Genomic DNA, 22,754 nt, shown 5'->3' on the forward strand with positions numbered 1-22,754 from the left:
CGAACCCCAACGTTGCGAGGCGCTTGAAGGTGGCGACGTTGGGGTTCGCCTGCGGCTCACCCCAACCTACGCCGGCCTCTTCAATTTCAAACCGCTCACCGCAAGCAAGCCGGCAAGAACCAGCGCAATACCCACCCATTCCATCGCCGACGGCTGCTCGTGCAGGATCGCCCACGCCAGCAGCACGCTGACAATCGGCACGCCCAGGCTCGAAAGGCTCGCCACCGCGGTCGGCAGGCGCTGCAGCACCAGCAGCCACAGACCCCAGGCCACGCTCGACGCCAGCACCACGCTGTAGGCCAGGCCCGCGATCAGCTCCCAGGTCCAGTCGATCGGCCGCTGCGGCACCAGCAGCGCCACCACGCACAGGCCCAGCGCGCCGAACAGCATCTGCCACGCGGTGAGGTTGAGCGGCGTCGGCTTGTGCCGCTGGAACATGCGCTTGCTCAGCACCGTGCCCATCGCCCAGGCCGCGCCCGCAGCGATCGCCAGCAAGGTGCTGCCGCCGGTGCCCAGGCCGCGCCAGGGCTCGATGATGCATACCAGGCCCAGCGCGGCGAGCGCGAGTCCCGCCCAATGCCGCGGCGTGGGTTCCTCGCGCAATACCACCCACGCCAGCAGCACCGCCCAGAACGGCATGGTGTAGGCGAGCAGCGCGACGCGTCCCGCACCGCCTTCCACCAGCGCCCACTGGCCCAGGCCCTGGAACGCCGCGGTCTGGCACAAGCCGATCAGCGCCGTCGGCAGCAGCGGCGGTGGACGCAGCGGCTGCCGCGTCGCCAGCAGCACGCCGAACAGAACCAGCGCGCCCAGCGTGTAGCGCAGCGCGGAGAACTGGAACGGCCCCGCATGCTGCAGTACCTGCTTCATCACCACCCAGCTGTAAGCCCAGATGAGGATGGTGACGAGCATCGCGGCGATCGCGCCGCGCCTGGAAGCATTCGAAGACATGTGGCCTGCGCAAATTTTTTCGCCGCGCCGGTGCGCGGCGTGAGTGGAAAGAGGTCAGCAATGCGCAAGCTTGGCGATGGATCGACGTGCGTCGACGCGCTTGCGTGAAGAGCGCGTGTACAACGCAGGCCGAGCCGATCATTGAATGCGAGGCGCAATGCGAGTTTCTAGAAAGACATCACATTTTGCCTGGATCGCATGAATCATGTTGCCGTCCACAATTGAAACCAGCATCGACCACAGGGGGAAAGATGATCGAGCTGGAGGTGCAGGTCCTCTCGGACCGCCGCGAAGGATTGCTGGTGGAGCTTGGCCGCGTGGTCGTGGCCAACGGATTCACCCTGGTGCGGCAACGCTTGTCCCAGGACAGCCGGGGAACCTGGCTGACCATGATCGTGCGCGGTCCCACCGACCGGCAGCTCGCGATGGAAGAGGCGCTGGCCACGCACAGCCGCGTGCTGAGCTTCGAAGCGGGCCTGGCCGAAGGCCGTCCGGCGATGGCGGCGATAGCGCAGGCGGCATCCGCGCCCGGGCCCGCGCCGCTGGCGCCGCCGGCGCCGCTGACGCAGAGCGCCGGCCCCGACGTGCACCAGGTGGAAAGCACGCTGCCGCAGCTGGCGCGCGACTATCCCAAGATCTATCCCTGGCTGCGCAATCTCGAGCACGCGGTGGCGGCCGATGCGCGCGAAGCCTCGCTGCATCTGGCCGGCCGCCGCACCGGCGCATGGGTGTACAAGCGCGAATACGCGATGGGCGCCAAGCTCACCCTGGTCGACGCGATCAAGCGCATCGCCGTGCCGGCGATGCGCGAGCTGGCCAGCGTGGACTGGCGCGACGGCCAGCTGCTGATCCAGAACAGCCCGCTGTGTTCGCCCGGCAGCCAGTCCGGCTGCCGTTTCTTCAGTGGCTATATCGAAGGCGTGCTCGGCGGATCCGTCGAGCCGCAGACCGTGTTCGTACGCAACCTGTTCTGCCGCAGCCACGGCGCGGCGAGCTGCATTCTCGAAATCTCGCACTGACGGACGTGCAGTAGGCAGGGGGGACCGGTCCCGGCCCGGACCCATGGCAGACACCCACGGCGCAGCCGCGCCGCAGGCGGGCTTTTTTCGAATTTCCACGCGACCGATTTCCGCACGAACCCGTTTCCACGCGAACCTAAGGAGAAATGCCATGGCTGCGCATCAAAGCTACAGCTGGATGCTGATCGTTCTTTCCTACCTGATCTCGGTGCTCGGTTCGTATACGGCGCTGCAACTGGCGGTCGGCATTCCACTGGCGCAAAGCAGCCGCCAGCGCACCGCCGCCATCCTCGCCGCCGGTGCGGCGATGGGCGTGGGCGCGATCTGGGCGATGCATTTCATTGCCATGCTCGCCTGCGACATGGGCATGCCGGTCACCTACGACCTGGCGCGCACCTCGCTGTCGGCGGTGCTTGCGTTCGCGGCCTGCTCGATGGGCCTGGCCATCGCCGGCAGCGGCAGTTTCAGCTGGCCCAAGCTGGTGGCGGCCGGCGTGTGCATGGGCCTGGGCGTGGCCGGCATGCATTACCTCGGCATGGCGGCGGTGCTGATGGGCGCTTTCATCACCTACGACGTGAGCATCGTGGCGCTGTCCGTGCTGATCGCCATCGTCGCCTCGATCGCCGCGCTATGGCTGGCCTTCAATCTGCGCGGCATGGCGCAGATGGTCGGCAGTGCCCTGGTGATGGGCATCGCCGTGTGCGGCATGCACTACACCGGCATGGCCGCGGTGAATATCGAAGACAACGGCAGCCAGCTGCCCGCCGGCTATGCCGCCGGCCTGCGCGGCGACAACCTCGGCGTCAGCATCTTCGCCGTGGTGCTGGTGCTGCTGGTGGTGGTGCTGGTGCTCAACCATATGCGCCAGCGGCGGCGCGAGGCGATCACGATCTGAAAGCAGGGAACGGGGAATGGGGAGCGGGGATCAAGGGCGCTCGACCGACGCTCTTCCGTTCCCCGTTCCCCGTTCCCCATCTATGCTTCGTCTCCCTTCCGGAGCACGACGCATGGCCAAGCCTCTTACCCGCTGCGCCTGGGCCGACGGCAGCGAGATCGAACGCGACTACCACGACAGCGAATGGGGCGTGCCCCTGCACGACGACCGCCTGCTGTTCGAATGCCTGATCCTGGAAGGCGCGCAGGCCGGCCTTTCGTGGCGCACGGTGCTGGTCAAGCGTGAGCACTACCGCGAGGTGTTCCACAACTTCGAGATCGCGCGCGTGGCGGCGATGAAAGACCGCGAACTGGAAAAGCTCATGCTCGATCCGGGCATCGTGCGCAACCGCCTCAAGCTCTCCGCCACGCGCGGCAATGCGCAGGCGGCGCTCAAGGTCATCGACGAAATGGGCAGCCTCGATGCGCATTTATGGTCCTTCGTCGACGGCAAGCCGCTGAAGAACCGCTGGCGCGAGCGCAGCGAGGTGCCGGCCAGCACGGCGGTGTCGGACCGCATGAGCAAGGACTTGAAAAAGCGCGGCTTCCGTTTCGTCGGCAGCACCATCTGCTACGCCTTCATGCAGGCCACCGGCATGGTGGACGACCACATCACCGGTTGTTTCCGCCACAACGCCAAATAATCAGCGACGCCGCAGCTCTTGCTCCCTCTCCCCTCCGGGGAGAGGGCTGGGGTGAGGGGCCGGGCGGAGCGGTGCGCGGAGGGCCGCTACAAGCGCCAAAGTTTTTCTTCGCCCCGTAAAGCGCCACCGCGAGCACCCGCCCCTCATCTGCTGCGACCGAAGGGAGTCCCCGTGGGACCGGCATCTTCCTCGCTCCTCAACGCCGCGCACATCCATGTGCGCTCCCCGCGTGCTCCCCAGCGGGGAGAAGAGTTTCAGCAGGAGCGGTGACAAGAACAACCGGCGCGCTGCACTATGTCCGCTGCGTCACCGCCACGCCGGCGAGGTAATACCGATGTCCCCGCTCCAACCCATCGTCCGCGCGTTCTTCCACGCCGACACCCACACCTTCTCCTACGTCGTCCACGAAGGCCGCTCCGCCGTGGTGATCGACCCGGTGCTGGACTACGACGCGGCCGCTGCCCACGTGTCGAGCGCCTCGGCCGATGCCGTGATCGCTTATGTGCACGAACAGCGGCTAACGGTCGAATGGATCCTGGAAACCCATGCCCATGCCGATCACCTCAGCGCAGGCGACCACCTGCGCAATGCGTTCGGCGCGAAACTCGCCATCGGCGAAGGCATCGTGCGCGTGCAGTCGCGCTTCAAGGCGCTGTTCGGCCTGGGCGAGGAATTCGTGCCGGACGGCCGCCAGTTCGACCGCCTGCTGCGCGATGGCGACGCGCTGCATGCGGGCGTGATGGAGATCCGCGCCATGGCCACGCCGGGCCACACCGACGACGGGCTGACCTATCTGATCGGCGATGCGGCCTTCGTGGGCGACACGCTGTTCGCGCCGGAAACCGGCACCGCGCGCTGCGATTTCCCCGGCGGCGATGCCTCGCGCCTGTACGCGTCGATCCAGCGCATCCTCGCGCTGCCGCCGGAAACGCGGCTGTTCCTGTGCCACGACTATCCGCCCGCTTCGCGCGGCGCGGAGGCGCAGACCAGCATCCCCGCGCAGCGCCACGGCAACGTGCACGTCAAAGATGGCGCGACCGAAGCCTCCTTCGTCGCCCTGCGCACCGCGCGCGACGCCACGCTGCCCGTGCCGCGGCTGCTGCTGCCGGCGCTGCAGGTGAATATCCGCGGCGGCCGCCTGCCGCCACCGGGCGAGGAAGGCGTGCGCTACCTGCGCCTGCCGCTCAACCGGTTCGGCGCCTAGCGGCGGCGCGAACCGCGCAGGCTGTCCACCGAGAAGCTGGCGATCTCGCCGCCGCCTTTCACGCGGCGCGACTGGCCGGTCGCCGGACCCCACGCATGCGCCGTCACCACCTCCCAGGTGGCCGGCACGCGTCCGTCGACGCGCATGCTTTCGTAGGCATCCAGCATCTGGCGATAGTGCTTCTTGCCGGTCAGCCCGCGCTCGCGCGCGGTGTCGGCATTGGTGGCGCCCAGGCCCTGCAGTTCCTTCAGCAGCAGGCGCGGCTCGCTGTAGGTGAGGGTGTAGCGGTCCACGTCCAGCACCGGGTCGCGCAGGCCGGCGGCGATCATGGCGTCGCCCAGGTCGTGCATGTCCAGGAAGCGGCTCACGTGCGGCTGCTGGTCGGCCTGCGCCCAGGCCGCGCGCAGTTCCTTCAGCGTGTCGGGGCCGAAGGTGGAGAACAGCAGCAGGCCGCCGGGCTTGAGCACGCGCACGCATTCGCCGAACAGCGCCTGCAGGTCGTCGATCCACTGGAAGCACAGGTTGGAATGCAGCACGTCCACGCTGTGGTCCGGCAGCGGCAGCGCGGTGGCTTCCGCGCACACGCGCTGGAACGGCTTCAGCCAGCTCGCATGCTGCCTGGCCGCGCGCAGCATCGGCAGCGCGAGATCCGTCGCCAGCACCTGCGCCTTGGCATAGCGCTTCTTCAGCAGCGCCGCGCCGCGGCCGGTGCCGGCGCCGACGTCGACCACCAGGGCCGGCGCTTCCAGATAGAAATCCAGCCGCTCGAACAGCAGGTTCTGCACCTCGCGCTGCAGCGCATCGTGCTGCTCGTAGGTGCGCGCCGCGCGGCCGAAGTTGCGGCGGACCTGGCGCCGGTCGATATGGAAGTCGCTCATCGCCAGCTGTCCAGCAAAGGGTTGAGGGCCTGCGCCACCGCCTCGGCGTGGCCGAAGAACGGGGCGTGGCCGGCGCGCGCGATCTCGTCGTAGCGGCCGCCGCATCGGGTGGACGACCACTGCATCGCCTGCGGATGCACCAGGCGGTCGCGGTGCCCGGCGATCCAGGCGCTGGGCACCGCCAGGTCCGGCAGGGCGGCGCGGCGGTCGGCGTCGTCCAGGATGCGGATGCCTTCCTGCAGCACGCGCAGGTCCGGCTCGCCGCGCTCGAAAGCCAGCGCGCGCAGATGGCGCAGCTCGGCGCGCGGGTCCGCGCTGCCCATGGCTTCCAGCGCGAGAAAGCGCTCCAGCGTGGCGTGGTAGTCGGTTTCCAGGTCGGTGGCGAGCTGGCGCACCAGGGTGGGGTCGCTGCCGTAGGGCCAGCTGTCGTCGCGCACGAACTTGGGCGTGGCGCAGACCATGGCCAGGCCGCGCACCTGGCGCGGGCGTTCCAGCGCGGCGGTGAGCGCGATCAGGCCGCCCAGCGACCAGCCCAGCCACAAAGCGGGCGGCGTCGCGTCGGCAATGGCCGCGGCGCAGGCCGAAGGCGCCAGCGGAATACCGCAGTCGCGCGAATGGCCATGGCCCGGCAGATCCACCACATAGACGGTGCAGCGCTGTTCCAGCGCCTCGGCCAGCGGCGCCATCACGCCGCCATGCATGGCCCAGCCGTGCAGCATCACCACCGGCACGGGGCCCGTGCCGCGCACGTCCACGTGCAGGCTCATGCGTCCGCTCCGTCGCCGCCGATGGCGGAAGGAGCGAGTTCCTTGTCCACCGCGCCGCGTTCGTCGAACACGAAGCAGCCGCCGCGCCAGTAGGCGCCGTCGGTTTCCTCGAAATACTTCAGGATGCCGCCTTCGAGCTGGAACACGTTTGCCACGCCCATATCCTGCATATGCAGCGCCGCCTTTTCGCAGCGGATGCCGCCGGTGCAGTACGACACCACCGTGCGGCCCTCGAAGCGCGCGCGATCCGCGGCGACGGCTTCAGGGAAGGCGGTGAAGCTGGCGATGCGGTAATCCACGGCGTGCTCGAACCGGCCCACCTCCGTTTCGTAGTCGTTGCGCGTATCCAGCAGCACCACTTCGCGCCCGTCGTCGTCTCGGCCCTGTTCCAGCCAGCGCCGCAGCGTGGCCGGCGCCACCGACGGTGCGCGGCCACCTTCGGGGCGGATCGTGGGCCGGCGCATGGTGATGATTTCCTTCTTCAGCCGCACGCGCATGCGGCCGAACGGCACGTCGTCGGACAACGACTCCTTCGGCACGAGGTCGGCGAAGCGCGCGTCCTCGCGCAGCCAGGCCATGAACGCGTCCGTCGCTTCGCGCGGGCCGGCCAGGAACAGGTTGATCCCCTCCGGCGCCAACAGGATGGTGCCTTTCAGCGACAGCGCCAGGCAGCGTTCGAGCACGCGCTCGCGCAGCGCCGGAAGGTCTTCCAGGCTGACGAATTTATAGGCGGAGAGATTGACGATCGGCATGAGGGATACGGCAGGTAGCGCGCCATTATAGCGGCGGGGTGGCTGCCTGGTCCGGCGCCAGGCCGGACAGGGCCTCCAGCAGCATGTCCACGTGCTCTTCCTCGTGGGCCGCCGACAGCGTGATGCGCAGCCGCGCCTTGCCGGCGGGCACGGTGGGCGGGCGGATCGCGCCGACCAGGAAGCCCACCTGCTCCAGCGCGCCGGCGGCGGCCATTACCGTGCCGGCCTCGCCCAGCAGCAGCGGCTGGATGGCGGTATCCGAGGGCATCAGGGGCAGGCCCAGCTGGTGTGCGCCGCCGCGGAAGCGGCGGATCAGCGCGGCCAGCTTCTGGCGCCGCCAGCTTTCCTCGCGCGCCACGCGCACCGCGGCCAGCGCGGCGGCGGCGACGGCCGGCGGCATGGCGGTGGTGTAGACGTAGGTGCGCGCGGACTGCAGCAGGCCTTCGATCAGGCCGGCGGAACCGGCGACGAAGGCGCCATGGCAGCCCAGCGCCTTGCCCAGGGTCGCCATCAGCACGGGCACCTCGCGCTGGCCCAGCGCCAGCAGGCTGAGCGTGCCGGCGCCGTTGTCGCCGAGCACGCCCAGGCCATGCGCGTCGTCGACCATCAGGGTGGCGTCCTGCGCCTCGCACAGCTTCGCCAGTTCGCGCAGCGGGGCGAGGTCGCCGTCCATGCTGAACACGCCGTCGGTGGCAAGCAATGCGCCGGCCTCCGTGCGGCTGGCGAGCTGGCGCGCGGCGCCATCGACGTCGTTGTGCGGATAGCGCTTCAGTTCCGCGCCGGCCAGCGCGGCGCCATCGAGCAGGCAGGCGTGATTGAGCTTGTCCTGCACGCAGACGTCGCCCGCGCGCAGCAGCGCCTGCATCGCGCCGAGGTTGGCCATGTAGCCGGTGGAGAACAGCGCCACGCGCTCGCGGCCGGTCCAGTCGGCCAGCGCTTCTTCCAGCGCCGCGTGTTCGGCGCGATGGCCACAGATCAGATGCGCGGCGGTGCTGCCCACGCCTTCGTCGTCCGCGGTGCGCTTGAACGCGGCGATCACCAGCGGATGCTGCGCCAGGCCCAGATAGTCATTGCCGCAGAAACCGAGCAGGCGCTGCCCGCCGCTTTCCAGCCACGGGCCCTCGGCATGCTCGACGGTGCGCAGCCGGCGCAGCAGGCCTGACCGCGCGCGCTCCTGCGTGGCCTGCGCCAGGCGTGCGAGCAGGGAAGGGCGTGGCATGGCGCCGCGGTCAGGCCGCCGCGCTGCAGCCGCAAGCGCTGCCGCAGCTGCCTGCGCCGTAACCTTCCGAAGCGGCCGCGTCTTCCAGGATATCGGCGTGCACCGTGCCGGCTTCTTCCACCACCTGCAGCGGATGCAGGTCCAGGCGCTGGAACAGGCGGCGGTCGTGCTCCACGTCCGGGTTGCCGGTGGTGAGCAGCTTCTCGCCGTAGAAGATCGAGTTGGCGCCGGCGAAGAAGCACAGCGCCTGCACCGCGTCGTCCATCTGCTGGCGGCCGGCGGACAGGCGCACCATCGAGGCCGGCATCAGGATGCGCGCCACCGCAATGGTGCGCACGAATTCGAACGGATCCAGCGCCTCGGTGCCTTCCAGCGGCGTGCCGGCCACTTGCACCAGCTGGTTGATCGGCACCGACTGCGGATGCTCCGGCAGGTTGGCCAGGGTCTGCAGCAGGCCGGCGCGCTGCGTGCGCGTCTCGCCCATGCCGACGATGCCGCCGCAGCAGGTCTTCAGGCCCACCGAGCGCACGTGTTCGAGCGTGTCGAGGCGGTCCTGGTAGTCGCGGGTGTGGATGATCTCGCCGTAGAACTCCGGCGCGGTGTCCAGGTTGTGATTGTAGTAGTCCAGGCCGGCGCGCTTGAGCGCCTGCGCCTGATTGCCGTCGAGCATGCCCAGGGTGGCGCAGGTTTCCAGGCCCAGCGCCTTCACCGCCGAGACGATCTCGGCCACCTTGGCCACGTCGCGGTCCTTCGGGCTGCGCCAGGCCGCGCCCATGCAGAAGCGGCTGGCGCCGGCGTCCTTGGCCGCCTGCGCGCGCGCCACCACGGCATCCACGCTCATCAGCTTCTGCGCCTTCACCCCGGTGTCGTAGCGCGCCGCCTGCGGGCAGTAGGCGCAGTCCTCCGGGCAGCCGCCGGTCTTGATCGACAGCAGGGTGGAGACCTGTACGGCGTTGGGGTCGTGGTGCTCGCGATGCAGCGAGTGCGCGCGGTGCAGCAGCTCGTTGAACGGCAGCGCGAACAGCGCGGCGACCTCGTCGCGGGTCCAGTCGTGGCGGAGAGCTTGAGTCATGGGGATGGCTCTGGCGGGGAAGGGCGACAGTCTGGCAGCGCCGCGGCGTCTGTCAACCGAAACAGTGGTAATGAGGTTGACGATGCGGGGACGTATGGCCCCGTGCTCGTCATTCCGGCGCAGGCCGGACGAGCGCGTAGCGCGAAGAACGCCCGCAGGGCGGCCCCGAAGGGGTGAGCGAAGCGAATCATCCAGTAACGACAATGCCTGGTTGTCGCCGGGATGCCAGAGCAGGCCTTTGGATGCAGTCACTTCATATGGCATCCCGCTACTGGATTCCGGCCTGCGCCGGAATGACGAGCCCTAAGCTACGATCGCCCTAGTCAGCCCATCCAGGAGCCCATGCATGACCACCGGACAAGGCAGTACGGGCAATGTGCTCGCCGCTATCTGCAGCTTCTTCATCCCTGGCCTCGGCCAGCTGGTGCAGGGGCGCCTGCTGATCGCCATCGTGATGTTCGTGCTGGCCGGCGTGCTGTGGATCGTATGGCTGGGGTGGATCATCCACCTGTGGTCGATCCTGGATGCGGCGATGTTCAAGCCGAAGGCCTGAGGCCGGCCGGATGCGCATGGAGGCGCCGGTTCGTCTGCTCCAGCGCGGGCTCGATCGCCTGCACGCCACGGTGCTGCCATGGCGCTGCCTGCTGTGCGGCGCTGCGGGTGCGCCGGGCATCGACCTGTGCACCGCCTGCGCGAAGGACATGCCGCGCAATCATTCCTGCTGCGCGCGCTGCGCCTTGCCGCTGCCGGTCGCGGTCGCCGCTTGCGGACAATGCCTGCGCCGGCTGCCGCCGTGGGAGACGGCCTGGGCGCCGTTCCGTTATGGCTGGCCGCTGGACCGGCTGGAGACGCGCTTCAAGTTCGGCGACGACCTTGCTGCCGGCCGCACGCTGGCGGCGCTATGGCGCGGCGAACCGGTCCCGTCCGAACGGCCGGCCCTGATCGTGCCGGTGCCGCTGCACCGCTCGCGCCTGCGCCAGCGCGGCTACAACCAGGCGCTGGAGCTGGCGCGTCCGCTGGCGGCGATGCTGGGCCTTGCGCTGGGACCCGACGTGCTTGTGCGCACCCGCGACACCTCCGCCCAGACCGAACTGGATCGCACCGCCCGCCGCCGCAACGTGCGCGGCGCGTTCCGGCTGCGCGCGGGCGCTGTGCTGCCCGATCACATCGCCCTGTTCGACGACGTGATGACCACCGGCGCCACCCTGGCCGAATGCGCGCGCGTGCTGAAGCGAGCCGGCGTGCGGCGGGTGGATGCGTGGGCGTTGGCCCGCGCACCGGCGCGCTGAAACCACCGATGGAGAAAAGACATGCTGTATTCGCAGGTGCTCGCCGGCCTTCGTAGCCACGACGGCGGCTGGACCGCCGAGGTCCCGGCAAGCTGGGCGCAGGGCCGTACCATCTTCGGTGGCCTGCAAGCGGCGCTGGCCGTGCGCGCGATGCGCGACCTGGTGCCGCAAGCGGTGCCCTTGCGCGTATTGCAGGCAAGTTTTATCGCGCCGATCGCACCGGGGCCGGTGCGGATCGAAGCGAACGTATTGCGCCGAGGCAAATCGGTGACGCAGATCGAAGCACGCGTGCTCGATCAGGGCCAGACCGCCTGCCTGCTGTTCGGCGTGTTCGGCGAGGCGCGCGCATCGGCGCTCGACATCAAACCGCCGCGGCCCGTTCTGCCGCCGGCTGAAGCCGCCAAGCCGTTCACCTATGTCGAAGGCATCGCTCCAGCTTTCACGCAGCACGTGGCGACGCGCTGGCTCGGCGGCGTGTCGATCTTCCAAGGCAGGGAGGAGCCGCGAACCGGCATCTACGTCGGCTTTCGCGACGAACCCTATGCAGGCCCCGGCGCCCTGGGCGAAGCGCAGATCATCGGCTACGCCGACATCGTTCCCACACCCGGCTTGTCGATGCTGAAACAGCCGACCATGGCCAGCTCGCTCACCTGGACGCTGGAACTGCTGTCGGACGACTTCGGCCCGGCCCGCGAAGGCCTGTGGCTGATGGATACCGAAGTCACCGCGGGCAGCCACGGCTATCTCAACCAGAGCGCCACCTTGTGGAGTCCCGAGGGGGAGGCGGTGGCGTTGAGCCGGCAGAGCGTGGTGGTGTTTGGGTGAGTGGCTGGCGTCCGCTGGATCCTGGCTGAAATGATCGAGCAAACCTGAACAGGCAAGGATAAAAATACGAAATTAAATTGCATTGAAAGCGTATCCAATGTAATTTAATTGGTATGGCTAAGCGCACTCCCCCAAGCCACCCCGCCGCCCAGCGTGCGATCAAGGCGCTAGGCCAGCGCCTGCGCGCCGCACGCCTGCGCCGGAAAATGACTCAGGCGGTGATGGCCGAGCGTGTGGGCGTGAGTGTTCCTACGCTGGCCAAGCTCGAGGATGGCGATCCGTCGACCAGCCTCGCCACCATGTTTCGCGTTCTGTCCGTGCTCAACCTGGCGGCGGACCTGGACAAGCTTGCCGCTGACGACAAGCTGGGGCGCGAACTTCAGGATGCACTGCTCGCTCCACCGCGCCCCAGCGGTCGCCGCACGGCCAAGGCCGTGCCGCCGGAGCGGAGCAAGTAATGAACGATCTGGACGTCCGGCTCGACGATGCAAGCCTCGGCGGCAGCGCGCTGGTCGGTCACCTGCAGCGAAGCATCAACCGCGGCCGTCAGGTCATCGGCTTCGAATATGCGGAGGGCTGGATCGCCGGCACTGGCGATATCGCTCCGTTCGATCTCGATCACCAGTTGCTCGCGGGGCCGGGGCGTCTCTACGCACGGGCGGGCGCCAATCGACTTTCCCCTGCATTCCAGGATGCATCGCCCGACCGCTGGGGCTGCATGCTGATCGAGCGGCGCGAGCGGATCCGATCGCGCCAGCGCGGTGAAGCGCCGCGCGTGCTGAGCGACTGGGACTACCTTGCAGGTGTCAGCGATGAAACCCGCATGGGCGCCCTGCGGCTCTTCAGTCCGGATACGCAGCAGTTCGTGGATGCGGATCGCTTGCAGGCGCCGCCCATCGCGGAGCTGCGCGAACTCGAAGCGATCACGGCCGAAGTAGAGCGCAACGACGACGATGACACGCCCGAGCGCATCGAATGGCTGATGCACCTGGCCGCTGCCGGCTCGGCGCTCGGCGGGGCTCGCCCCAAGGCGGCCGTGCGCGACGTCGACGGCTCGTTATGGCTGGCAAAGTTTCCTTCGAATGACGATCGCCATGACATCGGCCTGTGGGAATTCATTACCTATCGGCTTGCGTGTGCGGCTGGTATCGATATGCCTGACGCGCGCGTCATGCAGTTCTCGGATCGCGGCCACACCTATCTTGTCCGCCGCTTCGACCGCCAGAGCGATTCGCGCCGCGCCTATGCCTCCGCGCTGACGTTGACGGATCTCGATCAGAGCGACGGTGCTTCGTACCTCGACATCGTGCAGGCCATCGAGAACAACGGCGTCGCAAACCATATCGGCTCCGACCTCGAACAGCTATGCCGGCGCGTGCTCTTCACGATCCTTATCGGCAACCGCGACGATCACCTGCGCAACCACGGCTTCCTGCGCGAAGGCAATGGCTGGCGCCTGTCGCCGGCCTTCGACATCAACCCCAATCCCGAAAAAGATGCGCATGTCCTGGCGATCGATGATGTCGATCCGACTTCGGACAGCGCTTTATGGAAGAGCACCGCGGACTTCTATCGCGTCTCCAGAAAGCGGCTCGAAGCGATCGAGCGAGAAGTGCGCCAATCGGTGGCGGCGTGGCGCGAGGTCGCCGCTGACGCTGGTGCCTCGCGTCGCGAGATAACGCGCATGTCGGCGGTCATCGACGCAACTCGCTGACGCTCGCTTGTCCGCCCGTAACCTGCGGGGCTCATCCTGCCGAAATCAGCGCGTGGGATTCAGGTAGATCGGATTCCCCACCAGCAATGCCTTGCCGGCCGCATCCCGCACCTCCACCCGCAGCCAATGCGCCTTGCCATCGCTGTTCCAGCTGAACTTGCGGTGCAGGTCGTCCGTGTCGACCTGTGCCGCGACGGCAGGCGCGAACGGCTTGCCGTCGAGCAGCACGGCGAGGCTGGCGCCCTTCGCATGGGCGACGTGCACGTCGAACGAGGCAGTGCCATTCGCTGGCACGCGCAGGGCGTCGCCCATGCTGGCCTTGGCGCCATCGGCTTCGCCGCCCAGTTCCAGCACGCGGTCGCGGCTGCCTTCGGTGTCGATGAACACGTGCCCGGCGCGGATGCCATCCAGGATCGCCGGCATCGACAGCTCCTGCGCATACACCACGGTGGCCGGCACGCCGGTCGGATCGGTGCCGATGCGCGCCTCGTGCTGGAACGCCTCGTGGTTGTCGCTGCCGCCGATGGCGGTGAGGCGGTAGCCCTTGGCCAGCTGCGATTCCCAGAACGGCAGGCCGGAAATCGGCGTGCCGATATCGCTGCCGTTCACCGCTTCCACCGCCTGCACCAGGCTCATATCCACCGGCGGCTTGGCCGTCCATCCGCAGCCCATGCATATCTCGCCGCTGGGGCGGATGGCGTGGTTGATAGAGATCACGCCATGCAGCGGTGCGATGGCCTTCAGCAGTGCATTCCAGTCCGGCACCTCCTTGCTGCCGACGCGGAAATCCACCAGCGCCGTGGTGCCGAACAGGTTGGCGTGGCCGGTGAAGGTGGTGACTTCGCGGCCGGGGATCAGCAGCAGCTGGTCGAAGTAGGGCTGCAGCTCGCGCATCGCATTGGCGTGCGACACGGTGTTGTGATCGGTAATGGCAATGAAGTCGAGTCCGCGCTGCGCGGCAGCCTGCACGGTGAAGAACAGCGGGCAGGGCACGCGTTCGCCGCTCTGGTTCTTGCAGCCACCGTCGCTGTGCGCCGTATGCATATGCAGGTCGCCGCGATACCAGCCGGCTTCCTTGCGCAGCGGCGGATTAAGCACGGCCGGTTCCCATGCCGGGTCGTTGGCATGGCCGAACCAGATGTTGGCGGTGTAGTTGCTATGGCTTTCCTTGCGGATATTCGGAATGCCAAGCAGCAGTTGCCAGCGGCCGGGGCGGATCGCCCCAGGCAGGTAGGACGGCGTGGCATCGGTAGCAGACACGGTGAACAGCTTCCTGGTGCCGCCGCTCCAGCCGCGGAAGCCGTCCTGGCCGCGGAAACCGTCGGGGCCGAGCAGGCCCAGATCCACTGCCGTCTTCTCCTCGCGGCCGCTGTAGTCGAACTGCACGGTGATGCGGGTGGTGCCGGCCGGCACGTCGAACGGCAGTGTGCGGTAGGTCTGGTGGTCCTTGCCGGCCAGTTCGCCATGCAATACCACATCGGGTTTTTCGGCCTCCGCCGCGTGCATGGCGAACGGTAGCGCGCAGCCGAGCAGCAGGGACAGGGAACGGAACAGGCGGATCTTCATGGCTTTGCGGAACCTTTTTGAGCATGCAGCCGGGAGCCGGGCCGGCGCCCGGCTCCGCAGCCTCAGAAGCGATACATGATCGCCGCACGATACGCGCGGCCCAGGATCGGACGCGCGATAAACGTGTTGGCGCCGGCATCCGCGCTGGCCAGCTCGCCCGCGCGCGGGTTGCCCTCGGTCAGGCCCAGCGAGTTGGTGATGTTGTCCGCGTAGAAGAACAGCGAGCACATCGGCGAGATGTCGTAGCGCGCGCTGGCACTCCACACGTCGTACGAAGGCAGCTTCACCGAGTTGGCGGTATCCACGTAGCGCTGGCCTTCGTACTCGTAGGCCAGCTGCAGGCGCAGCTTGCCGCCCAGCAGGTTCACACCCGGCACTACGCGATAGCTCTGCTTGGGGACGCGGATCAGCTGGTTGCCTTCGTAATCGCGCAGCACCGGCGCGCCGGCCACCAGCTCGGTATAGCGCAGGCCCTTGTATTGCGGGTCCTGCAGGGTGGCGGTGACCTGCACGTCGAACCAGTCCACCGGATACCAGGTGCCTTCCAGCTCCAGGCCCTTGGTCTTGGTGTCGGCATAGCCCTGCTGGGTGGTGGAGGTATTGCCGTTGGGACTGAACACGTAGTTGCTGAAGCCGACGTTGTTGTACTTGGTGTAGAACGCGGTGGCGTACAGGTCGAGCTGGCGGTCGGTGTACTTGTAGCCGACTTCACCCAGCTTCATGGTCTGGGTCACCGGCACGGCGGTGGGGTTGGTGATGTAGGTGCTCAAGTTGGGCAGGCGGAAGGTCGGCGTCCAGCGCGCGAACACGCCCGAGCGCGGCGAGAACTGCCAGTTGGCGCCCAGGGTCCAGCCCAGCTTGTTGAAGGTGTGGTCCCACGGCACGTACTGGCCGGTGCCGGTGATGATCTGCGAGGTGGCCGGCGTGCCCAGGTTCACCGTCTGCTTGGTCTCGGTCTTGCCGCGGGTGTTGACCTGTTCCCAGCGCACGCCGCCGTCGATGCGCAGCTCGTCGTTCACCTGCCACTCGTCGGACAGATAAAACGCGTTGGTGGTCGAGGTGCCGGTGGCGTTCTCCCACTCGTAGCCGTAGCGCGAGATGCCGTGGTCGGTGAGCGTGGAAACCGGCTGGCCGGCCGCGTTCACCGCCACCAGGTCGAGCAGGCGCGCATTGTTGGTGGCGTCCAGCAGGGCCACCGAGGAGTAGCGGCTGAAGTCCTGGTCGAAGCGCGCGTAGTAGTAGCCGAAGGTGACGTCGTGGGTCTGGCCGCCGAGGTCGAACTTGCGCAGCAGGCGCGTATCGTTGATGAACTCCTTCACCGGCATGGTCACGCCGCGCAGGCCGCCCAGCACCACCAGGCCGTTGCCGTTCTGGCTGGCGTTGTCGAACACCTGGCCGGGGTTGTCCGCGTAGCGCAGCTGCAGGCCGGCGGCGCCGGCCGGCTTCTGGCTGGCCACCGAGGCGAGGTACTTGGTGGCGCTCATCAGCGAGTTGGGGAACACGCCGTTGCGCTGGGTATGGGTGTCGTCGTAGCGCAGCGACTCGGCCAGCTTCCAGCCGCCGCCCAGTTCGTAATCGAACTTCAGGGTCAGCTGGTCGCGCTTCACATGCGTGCCTTCGCTGTTGTCGAAGTTGTACGGGCCGCCGTTGCCCATCTTCATCAGCACGTGCTCGGTCTCGGGACCGGCCAGCGTGCCGTAGTTGCCGTCGAAGCCCGGCACCGCGCGGATATCGCCGTTCGCGGTGGTGCGCATCGGGATGCCCAGGTACAGCGCCACCTTGTCGTCCAGGTGCTTGACGTCGGCGCTGAAGCTGCCGCCTTCGAAGTCGCGCGCCAGGTTCAGGCGGATCTGGCCGCCGTCGTTGGCATTGAACTTGGGGTCGCGGATGCCGCTGTCGGTGCGGTAGAAGCCGCCCGCGCTCAGCTTCCAGCCATTGCCCACCGGCGTGCCGACCCAGAAGTCGCCGCGGGTCAGGCCGTAGTCGCCGACGGTGAACTTCACCAGGCCCTCGGCCTTGTCGCCCACCTTGCGCGGAATGAAGTTGATCGCGCCGGCCGGCGCGTTCGAATAGAACACCGAGGACGGGCCGCCGCGCACCACTTCAATGCGCTCGATCGTCTCGTCCAGGCGGAAGGCCTGGTCGGCATTGAGATAGCCCAGCGCCGGATCGTGCTGCACCGGCACGCCATCCTCCAGCAGGTTGACCGAGCCGAAGCCGTCCACCGGGATGCCGCGCGCGCGGATATTGCCGCTGGCCTCGCCGCCGGAGGCTTCCACCCAGAAGCCCGGCACAGACTTCATCGCCTCGGTCACCGAGGTCGGCGCCTGCATGCGCAGGCGGTCTTCGTCGATGGTGGTGATGGAATAGCTGGTCTCGGCCTTGGTGCGTGTCTCCACGCCCGAGCGGGCGGTGACCACGATGCCGTCGAGGTTCTTGGCGCGGTCGGCGGCGGGCTTGCTGTTGTCGCCGGTGGAAGCGTTACTGTCCTGCGCGCCGGCGTGCGGCGCGAAGGAGCAGAGCAGGCCGCCCAGCAGGGCCAGGCCGATGGCGTGGCTGATCGATGTGGTGCGCAACGTCGTGACTCCGGGGAAGAGGGAATGACGGAGCCTTGCGTACGGACAACCGCAGCACGATCGACACCGTGTGCTGATCCCATGGGATCGCACCAATGGGATCGCACTGGGTATCGTGTGAAGGCTTCCCTGGCCCGGACACAGGCTCTGACGCGGCGCAAGTTAAAGCGGCGCTGTGACAGCGAAGCTCAGGGGGGATGACGGCCAGCCGACAGCTTGGGTTTAGACGTCCAAAACTGTCATGAAAACGTTGTGTAACGAGTCATGGAGGGGCGGATGACCGCCCCTCTGCCTATGTACCCGGATCAATGGGCGTTGCAGGGTTCGTGCGCGGCGGCGGTTGCCGGTGCGTGAGCGCGGCGCCGGCGCAGCAGGACGAACGACGCCGCGGCCAGCGCTAAGGTCAACGCCGCCAGGCCAACCAGCAAGCCGCCGAACGCACCGCTGTAGCCATGCAGCAAGGCGTCGCGGCCGATCGCCGGAGCCACCCTGGCCGCATGCGCCATGCTGCCGGTGGCAAGGCTTGCGGCCGCCGCCACCGCCTGCTCATGCGGCGCCGCCGCCAGTTGCGTTTCGATCAGGCCCGTCAGCGCCGTGCCCACCGCCGCCATCGCGATCGCCTCGCCCGCCACGCGCGTGGTGGTGAAGAAACCGGTGGCCATGCCGGCGCGCTCCTTCGGCACCACGCTCACCGCGAGATCGTCCATCAAGCCCCAGGGCAGGCCGGAGCCGGCGCCGATCAGCAGCAGCGGCCACAGCAGCGCATGCCAATCCGCACCCGGCACGGCGGCCGCGCGCAACCAGAACAGGCCGGCGGCGGCCAGGCCCAGGCCCAGCGCGGAGAGCAGCCCGGCGGAAAGCCAGCGCGTCAGCAGCGCACCGACAAACGGCACCACCAGCATCGGTACGGACAGCGGGATCATCAGCAGGCCGGCCGCCACTTCGCTGCGCCCTTCCACGCCGACGAAACGCAGCGGCAGGAAGATCAGCAGCACCACGTAGCACAGCGCCGTGGCCAGCGGCAGCGCCTGCGCGCCGAGGAAGCGCGGGTTGCGGAACAGCGACAGGTCCAGCATCGGCCGCGGCACGCGGCGTTCCACGTAGACGAACAGCGCGAGCATGGCCGCCGCCGCGCCTACCAGCAGCAGCGGCAGATAGCCGTTCGCATGGCGCGGCGCTTCGATGATGCCGAAGGTGAGCAGCACCAGCGCCGCGGTAAAGCTCAGGCTGCCCGGCAGATCCAGCCCTTGCGCACCGGGGTCGCGGGTTTCGCGCATGCGCGGCACGCCGACCAGCAGCACCAGGACGCCGATGGCCGCGGTGGACAGGAACACCGCGCGCCAGCCCAGGGAGTCGATCAGCCACGCCGACAACAGCGGCCCGAAGGCCAGGCCCAGGCCGAACGTGGTGCCGAGCAGGCTGTACGCCCGCGTGCGCGCATGGCCTTCGAACTCCTGCGCCAGCGACGCCGCGCCGGCCGACATGGTGAGCGCCGCCGCGATGCCCTGCGCGGCGCGGCCCAGATCCAGCCACCACAGGTTGCGCGACAGCGCGAGCAGCACCGACAAGCCGGTGAACAAGCCGATGCCGAGGGTGAAGATGCGCTTGCGCCCGTACTGGTCGGCCAGGGCGCCGGCCGCCATCACGCTGCCGCCGAAGGCGAGGATGAAGGCATTCACCGCCCACGACAGCAGGCGCGGGTCGCTGCCCAGCGCCTGTCCGATCGCCGGCAGCGCAATGGCCGGGCCGGTAAAGCTCAGCGGCATGCCCAGGCCGGCCAGGCACACCGCCGCCAGGACCAGCAGGCGGTCGCGCAGGCTGTGCGGCTTGGCGGAAGCGGCGCCGTCAGGCATTGGCGCCACCGTCCACCGTAAACGCCGCGCCGGTGGCGAAGCGGCCTTCCTCGCTGGCCAGCCAGGCCACCATGCCGGCGATATTCGAAGCATCGCCGTAGCGGGGGATCGCCATGCGGGTGCGCTGCCCGTCGGCACGCTCGCCGTCGGCAGGGTTCATGTCGGTGTTGGTGGAACCGGGCTGCACCAGGTTCACCGTGATGCCGCGCGCGCCGAGATCGCGCGCCAGCCCCCTGGTAAAGGCCGACAGCGCGGACTTGCTCATCGAATACAGCGTCATGCCCGGCGACGGCACGCTGTCGGCCAGGCAGCTGCCGATGCTGATGATGCGCCCGCCTTCGCCCAGATGCCGCGCCGCTGCCTGCGAGGCGACGAACACCGCGCGCACGTTCACCGCCATGGTGCGCTCGTAGTCGTCCAGCGTGGTTTCCTCGAACACGCCGCCGAGGAAGATGCCGGCATTGTTGACCAGGATGTCCAGCCGGCCGAAGTCGGCGGCGGCCTGATCCACCGTGGCGCGCAGCGCCGCCGGATCGGCCGCGTCCGCCTGATAAGCGCGCGCCTTGCCACCGGCTGCTTCGATCTCGCGCACCAGCGCCTGCGCCTTGTCCGGCGAGCTCACATAGGTAAACGCCACCGCCGCGCCATCCCGCGCCAGCCGCTGCACGATCGCCGCACCGATCCCGCGCGAACCGCCCGTCACCAGGGACACCTTGCCGTTGAGAGTGCTCATGCTCGTGCTGCCTTTTATGTAGTAGTCGATACATAAATAGGAGCAGCCCTTGACGGGAGCTGTCAAGGACTTTATGTATTGACCGCTACAGAAAGGTGCTTCCGATGACGGCTGTGACAAAAGAGCGGGGCCGCCCGCGCAAATTCGACCGCGACCAGGTCCTGCGCCTGGCCATGGAGGTCTTCCTCGACCGCGGCTACGACGGCGCCTCGGTGGGCGACCTCACCACCGCCATGGGCATCAACGCCCCCAGCCTCTACGCCGCCTTCGGCTGCAAGGAAGCCCTGTTCCGCGAAGCCCTGGACCTGTACGTAACCTCCGCCGGCCCCCGCACCCGCGACGAACTCCACAAGCGCGACGTCACCGCCCGCGAAGCCATCCAAGCCATGCTCCGCGAAGCCGCCCGCCGCTTCGGCGAAGGCCGCGGCTGCCTGGTGGTACTGGGCGCGACGCATCGCACCACCGAAAACGAGGCGGTGTTCCACGACCTGGCCGAACGCCGCAACGAAACCCAGTCGCTGATCCGCCGCCGCTTGAAGCAGGGTGTGGCTGACGGTGACGTGCCGTCCAAGGTCGACATCAGCACCGTTGCCGCCTTCTACGCCACGGTCCTCAACGGCCTTTCCCTTCAGGCGCGCGACGGCGCGTCACGCAAGCAGCTGATGGGGGTGGTGGATTGTGCGATGAAGGCTTGGGTGGGGCTGGTTGGGGCGACTTGAACGCTCCCTCGTCTTCGCTCCGCCCGGCCCCTCACCCTGCCCTCTCCCCGGAGGGGAGAGGGGTGAAGTCGTGAGGTAGGCAGGAACGAAGAACAGAAGCTGGCCTCGGTCACTGAAAGTCCTCTCGGCCACGGCACGTTGAAGCACCCGCTACGTAAACGCACTGTGGTTTCGTGTAGACCCAGGTTAATCAGGCTACCGCAGCCGTCCACTGCTCCTTCTAGTCGCGTCGCGAGCCTTTGACTTGAGGCCATTTCTCTTTGGTTACTTTCTCTTTGGGCCAGCAAAGAGAAAGTGACCCGGGCGCCGGCAGGCGTCCGGAATGCCCGCTGCATAAGCGGCCCATTCGCGATAACGCGAAAACCAAGCGATACGGAAACTGGATCCCGGCCTACGCCGGGATGACGAGTAGGGAGACCTGCGCCAGGATGACGAGCAAGGCGTAACGCCTACTTGACCGCCAGCGCCAGCACAATCCCCACCCACAAAACCATCCCCAACCAGTTGTTATTGCGAAACGCCCAAAGGCAAGCCACGCGATCCCGCGTACGAATCCGCCACAACTGCCACCCAAACAACCCGGCCGCGCCAACCAACCCCAGCCAATACACCCACCCCAACGCCGCCCGCTGCCCCACAAACACCATCGACAACAAAAACGTCCCCATCAGAATGCCCAGAATCGGCAGATCCGCATCCCCAAACAAAATGGCGGTGGACTTGGCCCCAGCCCTCAAATCGTCATCCCGATCCACCATCGCATACTGCGTGTCGTAAACCACCGACCACAGAATATTGGCGATAAACAGCAGCCACCCCAGCGGCGGCACCGTCCCCGCCACCGCCGCAAACGCCATCGGAATCGACCACCCGAACGCCGCCCCCAACACCACCTGCGGCATATACGTATACCGCTTCGTAAACGGATACAGCGCCGCCAGCGCCGCCCCGGCAAACGACAACTTGATCGTCAGCGCATTCGTAAACAGCACCAGCAGAAACGAAAACACCAACAGCGCAGCGAACACGATCAACGCCTCCCGCGGCGTCACCCGCCCCGCCGCAATCGGCCGCCCCGCCGTACGCTCCACCTGCGGGTCGAGCTTCCGGTCCGCATAGTCGTTGATGGCGCACCCCGCCGCCCGCATGGCGAACACACCCAGGGTAAAGATCACCAGCGCCTTCACCGGCGGAAAATCGCCCGCCGCCAGCCACAACGCCCACCAGGTCGGCCACAGCAGCAGCAGCGCCCCGATCGGCCGGTCCATGCGGGTCAGCACCAGGTAATCGCGGGCCTTCTCGCGGTAATGCGGCGGCAGCCGCTGCAGCAGCACGTCCAGCACGCGGGTGGCGCGGGTGGAGCTGTCGGCCGGCCGGGCCGGCGGAGCGGCGGCGGGGCGCGGGCGCGCCGAGCCGGAGGAGGTAACGCGCCGCTGGCGCTTGCGGGATGTCGGAGCCATGCGCCGAAGTTTAGCCTGGGCCGTCGCCGAGGTTGGCGTGGCGAGCGCCCTGAAACGCCGTTGTCATCGACATCGTCACACCGGCGCGCATACTCTCACGCGTCGCCCGAGGAGCCGCCATGCCCAAGGCCATCAGCCACATCGCATTGATCGTGCACGACCCGGACCAGACCGCTCGCCTGTTCTCCGCGGTCTTCCCCGACGCCCGCACCCTGGTGTCCGAACCCGACGACAGCCATCACCAGGAAGCCCACGTGGAACTGGCCGGCGTGCGCTTCGTGCTGGTCAAGGGCATGGGCCCGGCCACCCGCCATGGCGACCATATCGCCCTGGCGGTGGACCCGGCCGAGCTGCGCGCCTGCGCGGAACGCCTGAACGTGCTGAAGATCGAGTACCAGCTGGCGCGCGGCGATGGCGCGCTGTACTTCAGCGACTACGACAACCACGTATTCGAGCTGGATGCCACTTGAGGCGTAGGTTGGGGTGAGCCGCAGGCGAACCCCAACACTCGCACCTTCACGCGCCTCGCCACGTTGGGGTTCGCCTGCGGCTCACCCCAACCTACGCCAAGGTGCTGGGT

General features: G+C 68.0%; 22 protein-coding genes. 11 read left to right on the forward strand and 11 right to left on the reverse strand.

Annotated features, from left to right (window positions below; translation table 11 throughout):
• Nucleotides 1-66 precede the first annotated feature (66 nt).
• Complete coding sequence (locus FHW84_RS09460) at nucleotides 67-951, reverse strand: DMT family transporter (protein WP_167254804.1); 885 nt, start codon at nucleotides 949-951, stop codon at nucleotides 67-69.
• 251 nt (nucleotides 952-1,202) lie between these two features.
• Between FHW84_RS09460 and FHW84_RS09465 the strand changes: the two genes are divergently transcribed.
• The 4 genes from FHW84_RS09465 to FHW84_RS09480 all read left to right on the forward strand — a co-directional run bounded on the left by FHW84_RS09465 (nucleotide 1,203) and on the right by FHW84_RS09480 (nucleotide 4,751).
• The gene (locus FHW84_RS09465) at nucleotides 1,203-1,970 is read left to right on the forward strand and encodes a hypothetical protein (RefSeq protein WP_167254806.1); all 768 of its coding nucleotides are present in this window, start codon (nucleotides 1,203-1,205) and stop codon (nucleotides 1,968-1,970) included.
• A gap of 151 nt (nucleotides 1,971-2,121) precedes the next feature.
• On the forward strand, nucleotides 2,122-2,865 hold the full coding sequence (locus FHW84_RS09470) for an MHYT domain-containing protein (RefSeq protein WP_167254807.1): 744 nt from the start codon (nucleotides 2,122-2,124) through the stop codon (nucleotides 2,863-2,865).
• A 112-nt stretch (nucleotides 2,866-2,977) separates the two neighbouring features.
• The gene (locus tag FHW84_RS09475) at nucleotides 2,978-3,547 is read left to right on the forward strand and encodes a DNA-3-methyladenine glycosylase I (RefSeq protein WP_167254808.1); all 570 of its coding nucleotides are present in this window, start codon (nucleotides 2,978-2,980) and stop codon (nucleotides 3,545-3,547) included.
• A gap of 334 nt (nucleotides 3,548-3,881) precedes the next feature.
• Complete coding sequence (locus FHW84_RS09480; protein ID WP_167254809.1) at nucleotides 3,882-4,751, forward strand: MBL fold metallo-hydrolase; 870 nt, start codon at nucleotides 3,882-3,884, stop codon at nucleotides 4,749-4,751.
• Here FHW84_RS09480 and bioC read toward each other — a convergent pair.
• The 5 genes from bioC to bioB are packed head-to-tail and all read right to left on the reverse strand — an operon-like array spanning nucleotide 4,748 to nucleotide 9,439.
• A complete protein-coding gene (gene bioC / locus FHW84_RS09485; RefSeq protein WP_167254810.1) occupies nucleotides 4,748-5,629 on the reverse strand; it encodes a malonyl-ACP O-methyltransferase BioC in 882 nt (293 codons plus the stop codon). The two genes, FHW84_RS09480 and bioC, sit on opposite strands and share 4 nt — an antisense overlap.
• Nucleotides 5,626-6,396, reverse strand: a complete 771-nt coding sequence (gene bioH, locus FHW84_RS09490; RefSeq protein WP_167254811.1) for a pimeloyl-ACP methyl ester esterase BioH — start codon at nucleotides 6,394-6,396, stop codon at nucleotides 5,626-5,628. The genes bioC and bioH overlap by 4 nt, the downstream gene beginning before the upstream one ends.
• On the reverse strand, nucleotides 6,393-7,148 hold the full coding sequence (locus FHW84_RS09495) for a sulfurtransferase (RefSeq protein ID WP_167254813.1): 756 nt from the start codon (nucleotides 7,146-7,148) through the stop codon (nucleotides 6,393-6,395). The genes bioH and FHW84_RS09495 overlap by 4 nt, the downstream gene beginning before the upstream one ends.
• A gap of 25 nt (nucleotides 7,149-7,173) precedes the next feature.
• Nucleotides 7,174-8,367: an 8-amino-7-oxononanoate synthase gene (gene bioF, locus FHW84_RS09500; protein ID WP_167254814.1), complete on the reverse strand. Its 1,194-nt coding sequence runs from the start codon at nucleotides 8,365-8,367 to the stop codon at nucleotides 7,174-7,176.
• Nucleotides 8,368-8,377: 10 nt separating this feature from the next.
• Complete coding sequence (gene bioB, locus FHW84_RS09505) at nucleotides 8,378-9,439, reverse strand: biotin synthase BioB (protein ID WP_167254816.1); 1,062 nt, start codon at nucleotides 9,437-9,439, stop codon at nucleotides 8,378-8,380.
• Nucleotides 9,440-9,785: 346 nt separating this feature from the next.
• On the opposite strand from bioB, the gene FHW84_RS09510 reads away from it, so the two are divergent.
• From FHW84_RS09510 to FHW84_RS09530, 5 genes are all read left to right on the forward strand, one after another.
• Nucleotides 9,786-9,992, forward strand: a complete 207-nt coding sequence (locus FHW84_RS09510; RefSeq protein ID WP_167254818.1) for a hypothetical protein — start codon at nucleotides 9,786-9,788, stop codon at nucleotides 9,990-9,992.
• A gap of 16 nt (nucleotides 9,993-10,008) precedes the next feature.
• Nucleotides 10,009-10,728, forward strand: a complete 720-nt coding sequence (locus FHW84_RS09515; protein WP_167254820.1) for a ComF family protein — start codon at nucleotides 10,009-10,011, stop codon at nucleotides 10,726-10,728.
• 21 nt (nucleotides 10,729-10,749) lie between these two features.
• Nucleotides 10,750-11,553 (forward strand): thioesterase family protein, encoded by an 804-nt coding sequence (locus FHW84_RS09520; RefSeq protein WP_167254822.1) that lies wholly within the window; start codon nucleotides 10,750-10,752, stop codon nucleotides 11,551-11,553.
• Between the two features lie 113 nt (nucleotides 11,554-11,666).
• Nucleotides 11,667-12,011, forward strand: a complete 345-nt coding sequence (locus FHW84_RS09525) for a helix-turn-helix transcriptional regulator (protein WP_167254824.1) — start codon at nucleotides 11,667-11,669, stop codon at nucleotides 12,009-12,011.
• Entirely contained in the window at nucleotides 12,011-13,267 is a 1,257-nt protein-coding gene (locus tag FHW84_RS09530; RefSeq protein ID WP_167254826.1) for a HipA domain-containing protein, read from the forward strand. The genes FHW84_RS09525 and FHW84_RS09530 overlap by 1 nt, the downstream gene beginning before the upstream one ends.
• A gap of 45 nt (nucleotides 13,268-13,312) precedes the next feature.
• On the opposite strand, the gene FHW84_RS09535 is transcribed toward FHW84_RS09530, so the two are convergent.
• The 4 genes from FHW84_RS09535 to FHW84_RS09550 form a co-directional block, all read right to left on the reverse strand.
• Nucleotides 13,313-14,833, reverse strand: a complete 1,521-nt coding sequence (locus FHW84_RS09535) for a CehA/McbA family metallohydrolase (protein WP_167254828.1) — start codon at nucleotides 14,831-14,833, stop codon at nucleotides 13,313-13,315.
• A 62-nt stretch (nucleotides 14,834-14,895) separates the two neighbouring features.
• Complete coding sequence (locus tag FHW84_RS09540) at nucleotides 14,896-17,409, reverse strand: TonB-dependent receptor (protein WP_243868055.1); 2,514 nt, start codon at nucleotides 17,407-17,409, stop codon at nucleotides 14,896-14,898.
• Between the two features lie 305 nt (nucleotides 17,410-17,714).
• Nucleotides 17,715-19,262 (reverse strand): MFS transporter, encoded by a 1,548-nt coding sequence (locus FHW84_RS09545; RefSeq protein ID WP_167254830.1) that lies wholly within the window; start codon nucleotides 19,260-19,262, stop codon nucleotides 17,715-17,717.
• Nucleotides 19,255-19,995, reverse strand: a complete 741-nt coding sequence (locus tag FHW84_RS09550) for a 3-oxoacyl-ACP reductase family protein (protein ID WP_167254832.1) — start codon at nucleotides 19,993-19,995, stop codon at nucleotides 19,255-19,257. The genes FHW84_RS09545 and FHW84_RS09550 overlap by 8 nt, the downstream gene beginning before the upstream one ends.
• A 104-nt stretch (nucleotides 19,996-20,099) precedes the next feature.
• Here FHW84_RS09550 and FHW84_RS09555 point away from each other — a divergent pair, with 104 nt between their 5' ends.
• Nucleotides 20,100-20,714 carry a TetR/AcrR family transcriptional regulator gene (locus tag FHW84_RS09555; RefSeq protein ID WP_167254834.1) on the forward strand — a complete coding sequence of 205 codons (615 nt, stop codon included), beginning with the start codon at nucleotides 20,100-20,102 and terminating at the stop codon, nucleotides 20,712-20,714.
• Between the two features lie 449 nt (nucleotides 20,715-21,163).
• Here FHW84_RS09555 and ubiA read toward each other — a convergent pair whose 3' ends face one another.
• Nucleotides 21,164-22,057 (reverse strand): 4-hydroxybenzoate octaprenyltransferase, encoded by an 894-nt coding sequence (gene ubiA, locus FHW84_RS09560; RefSeq protein WP_343203592.1) that lies wholly within the window; start codon nucleotides 22,055-22,057, stop codon nucleotides 21,164-21,166.
• A gap of 236 nt (nucleotides 22,058-22,293) precedes the next feature.
• Between ubiA and FHW84_RS09565 the strand changes: the two genes are divergently transcribed.
• Entirely contained in the window at nucleotides 22,294-22,644 is a 351-nt protein-coding gene (locus FHW84_RS09565; protein ID WP_167254838.1) for a hypothetical protein, read from the forward strand.
• Nucleotides 22,645-22,754: the final 110 nt, after the last annotated feature.

It is taken from the genome of Dyella sp. SG562 (assembly GCF_011759495.1).
GTDB lineage: Bacteria > Pseudomonadota > Gammaproteobacteria > Xanthomonadales > Rhodanobacteraceae > Dyella_D > Dyella_D marensis.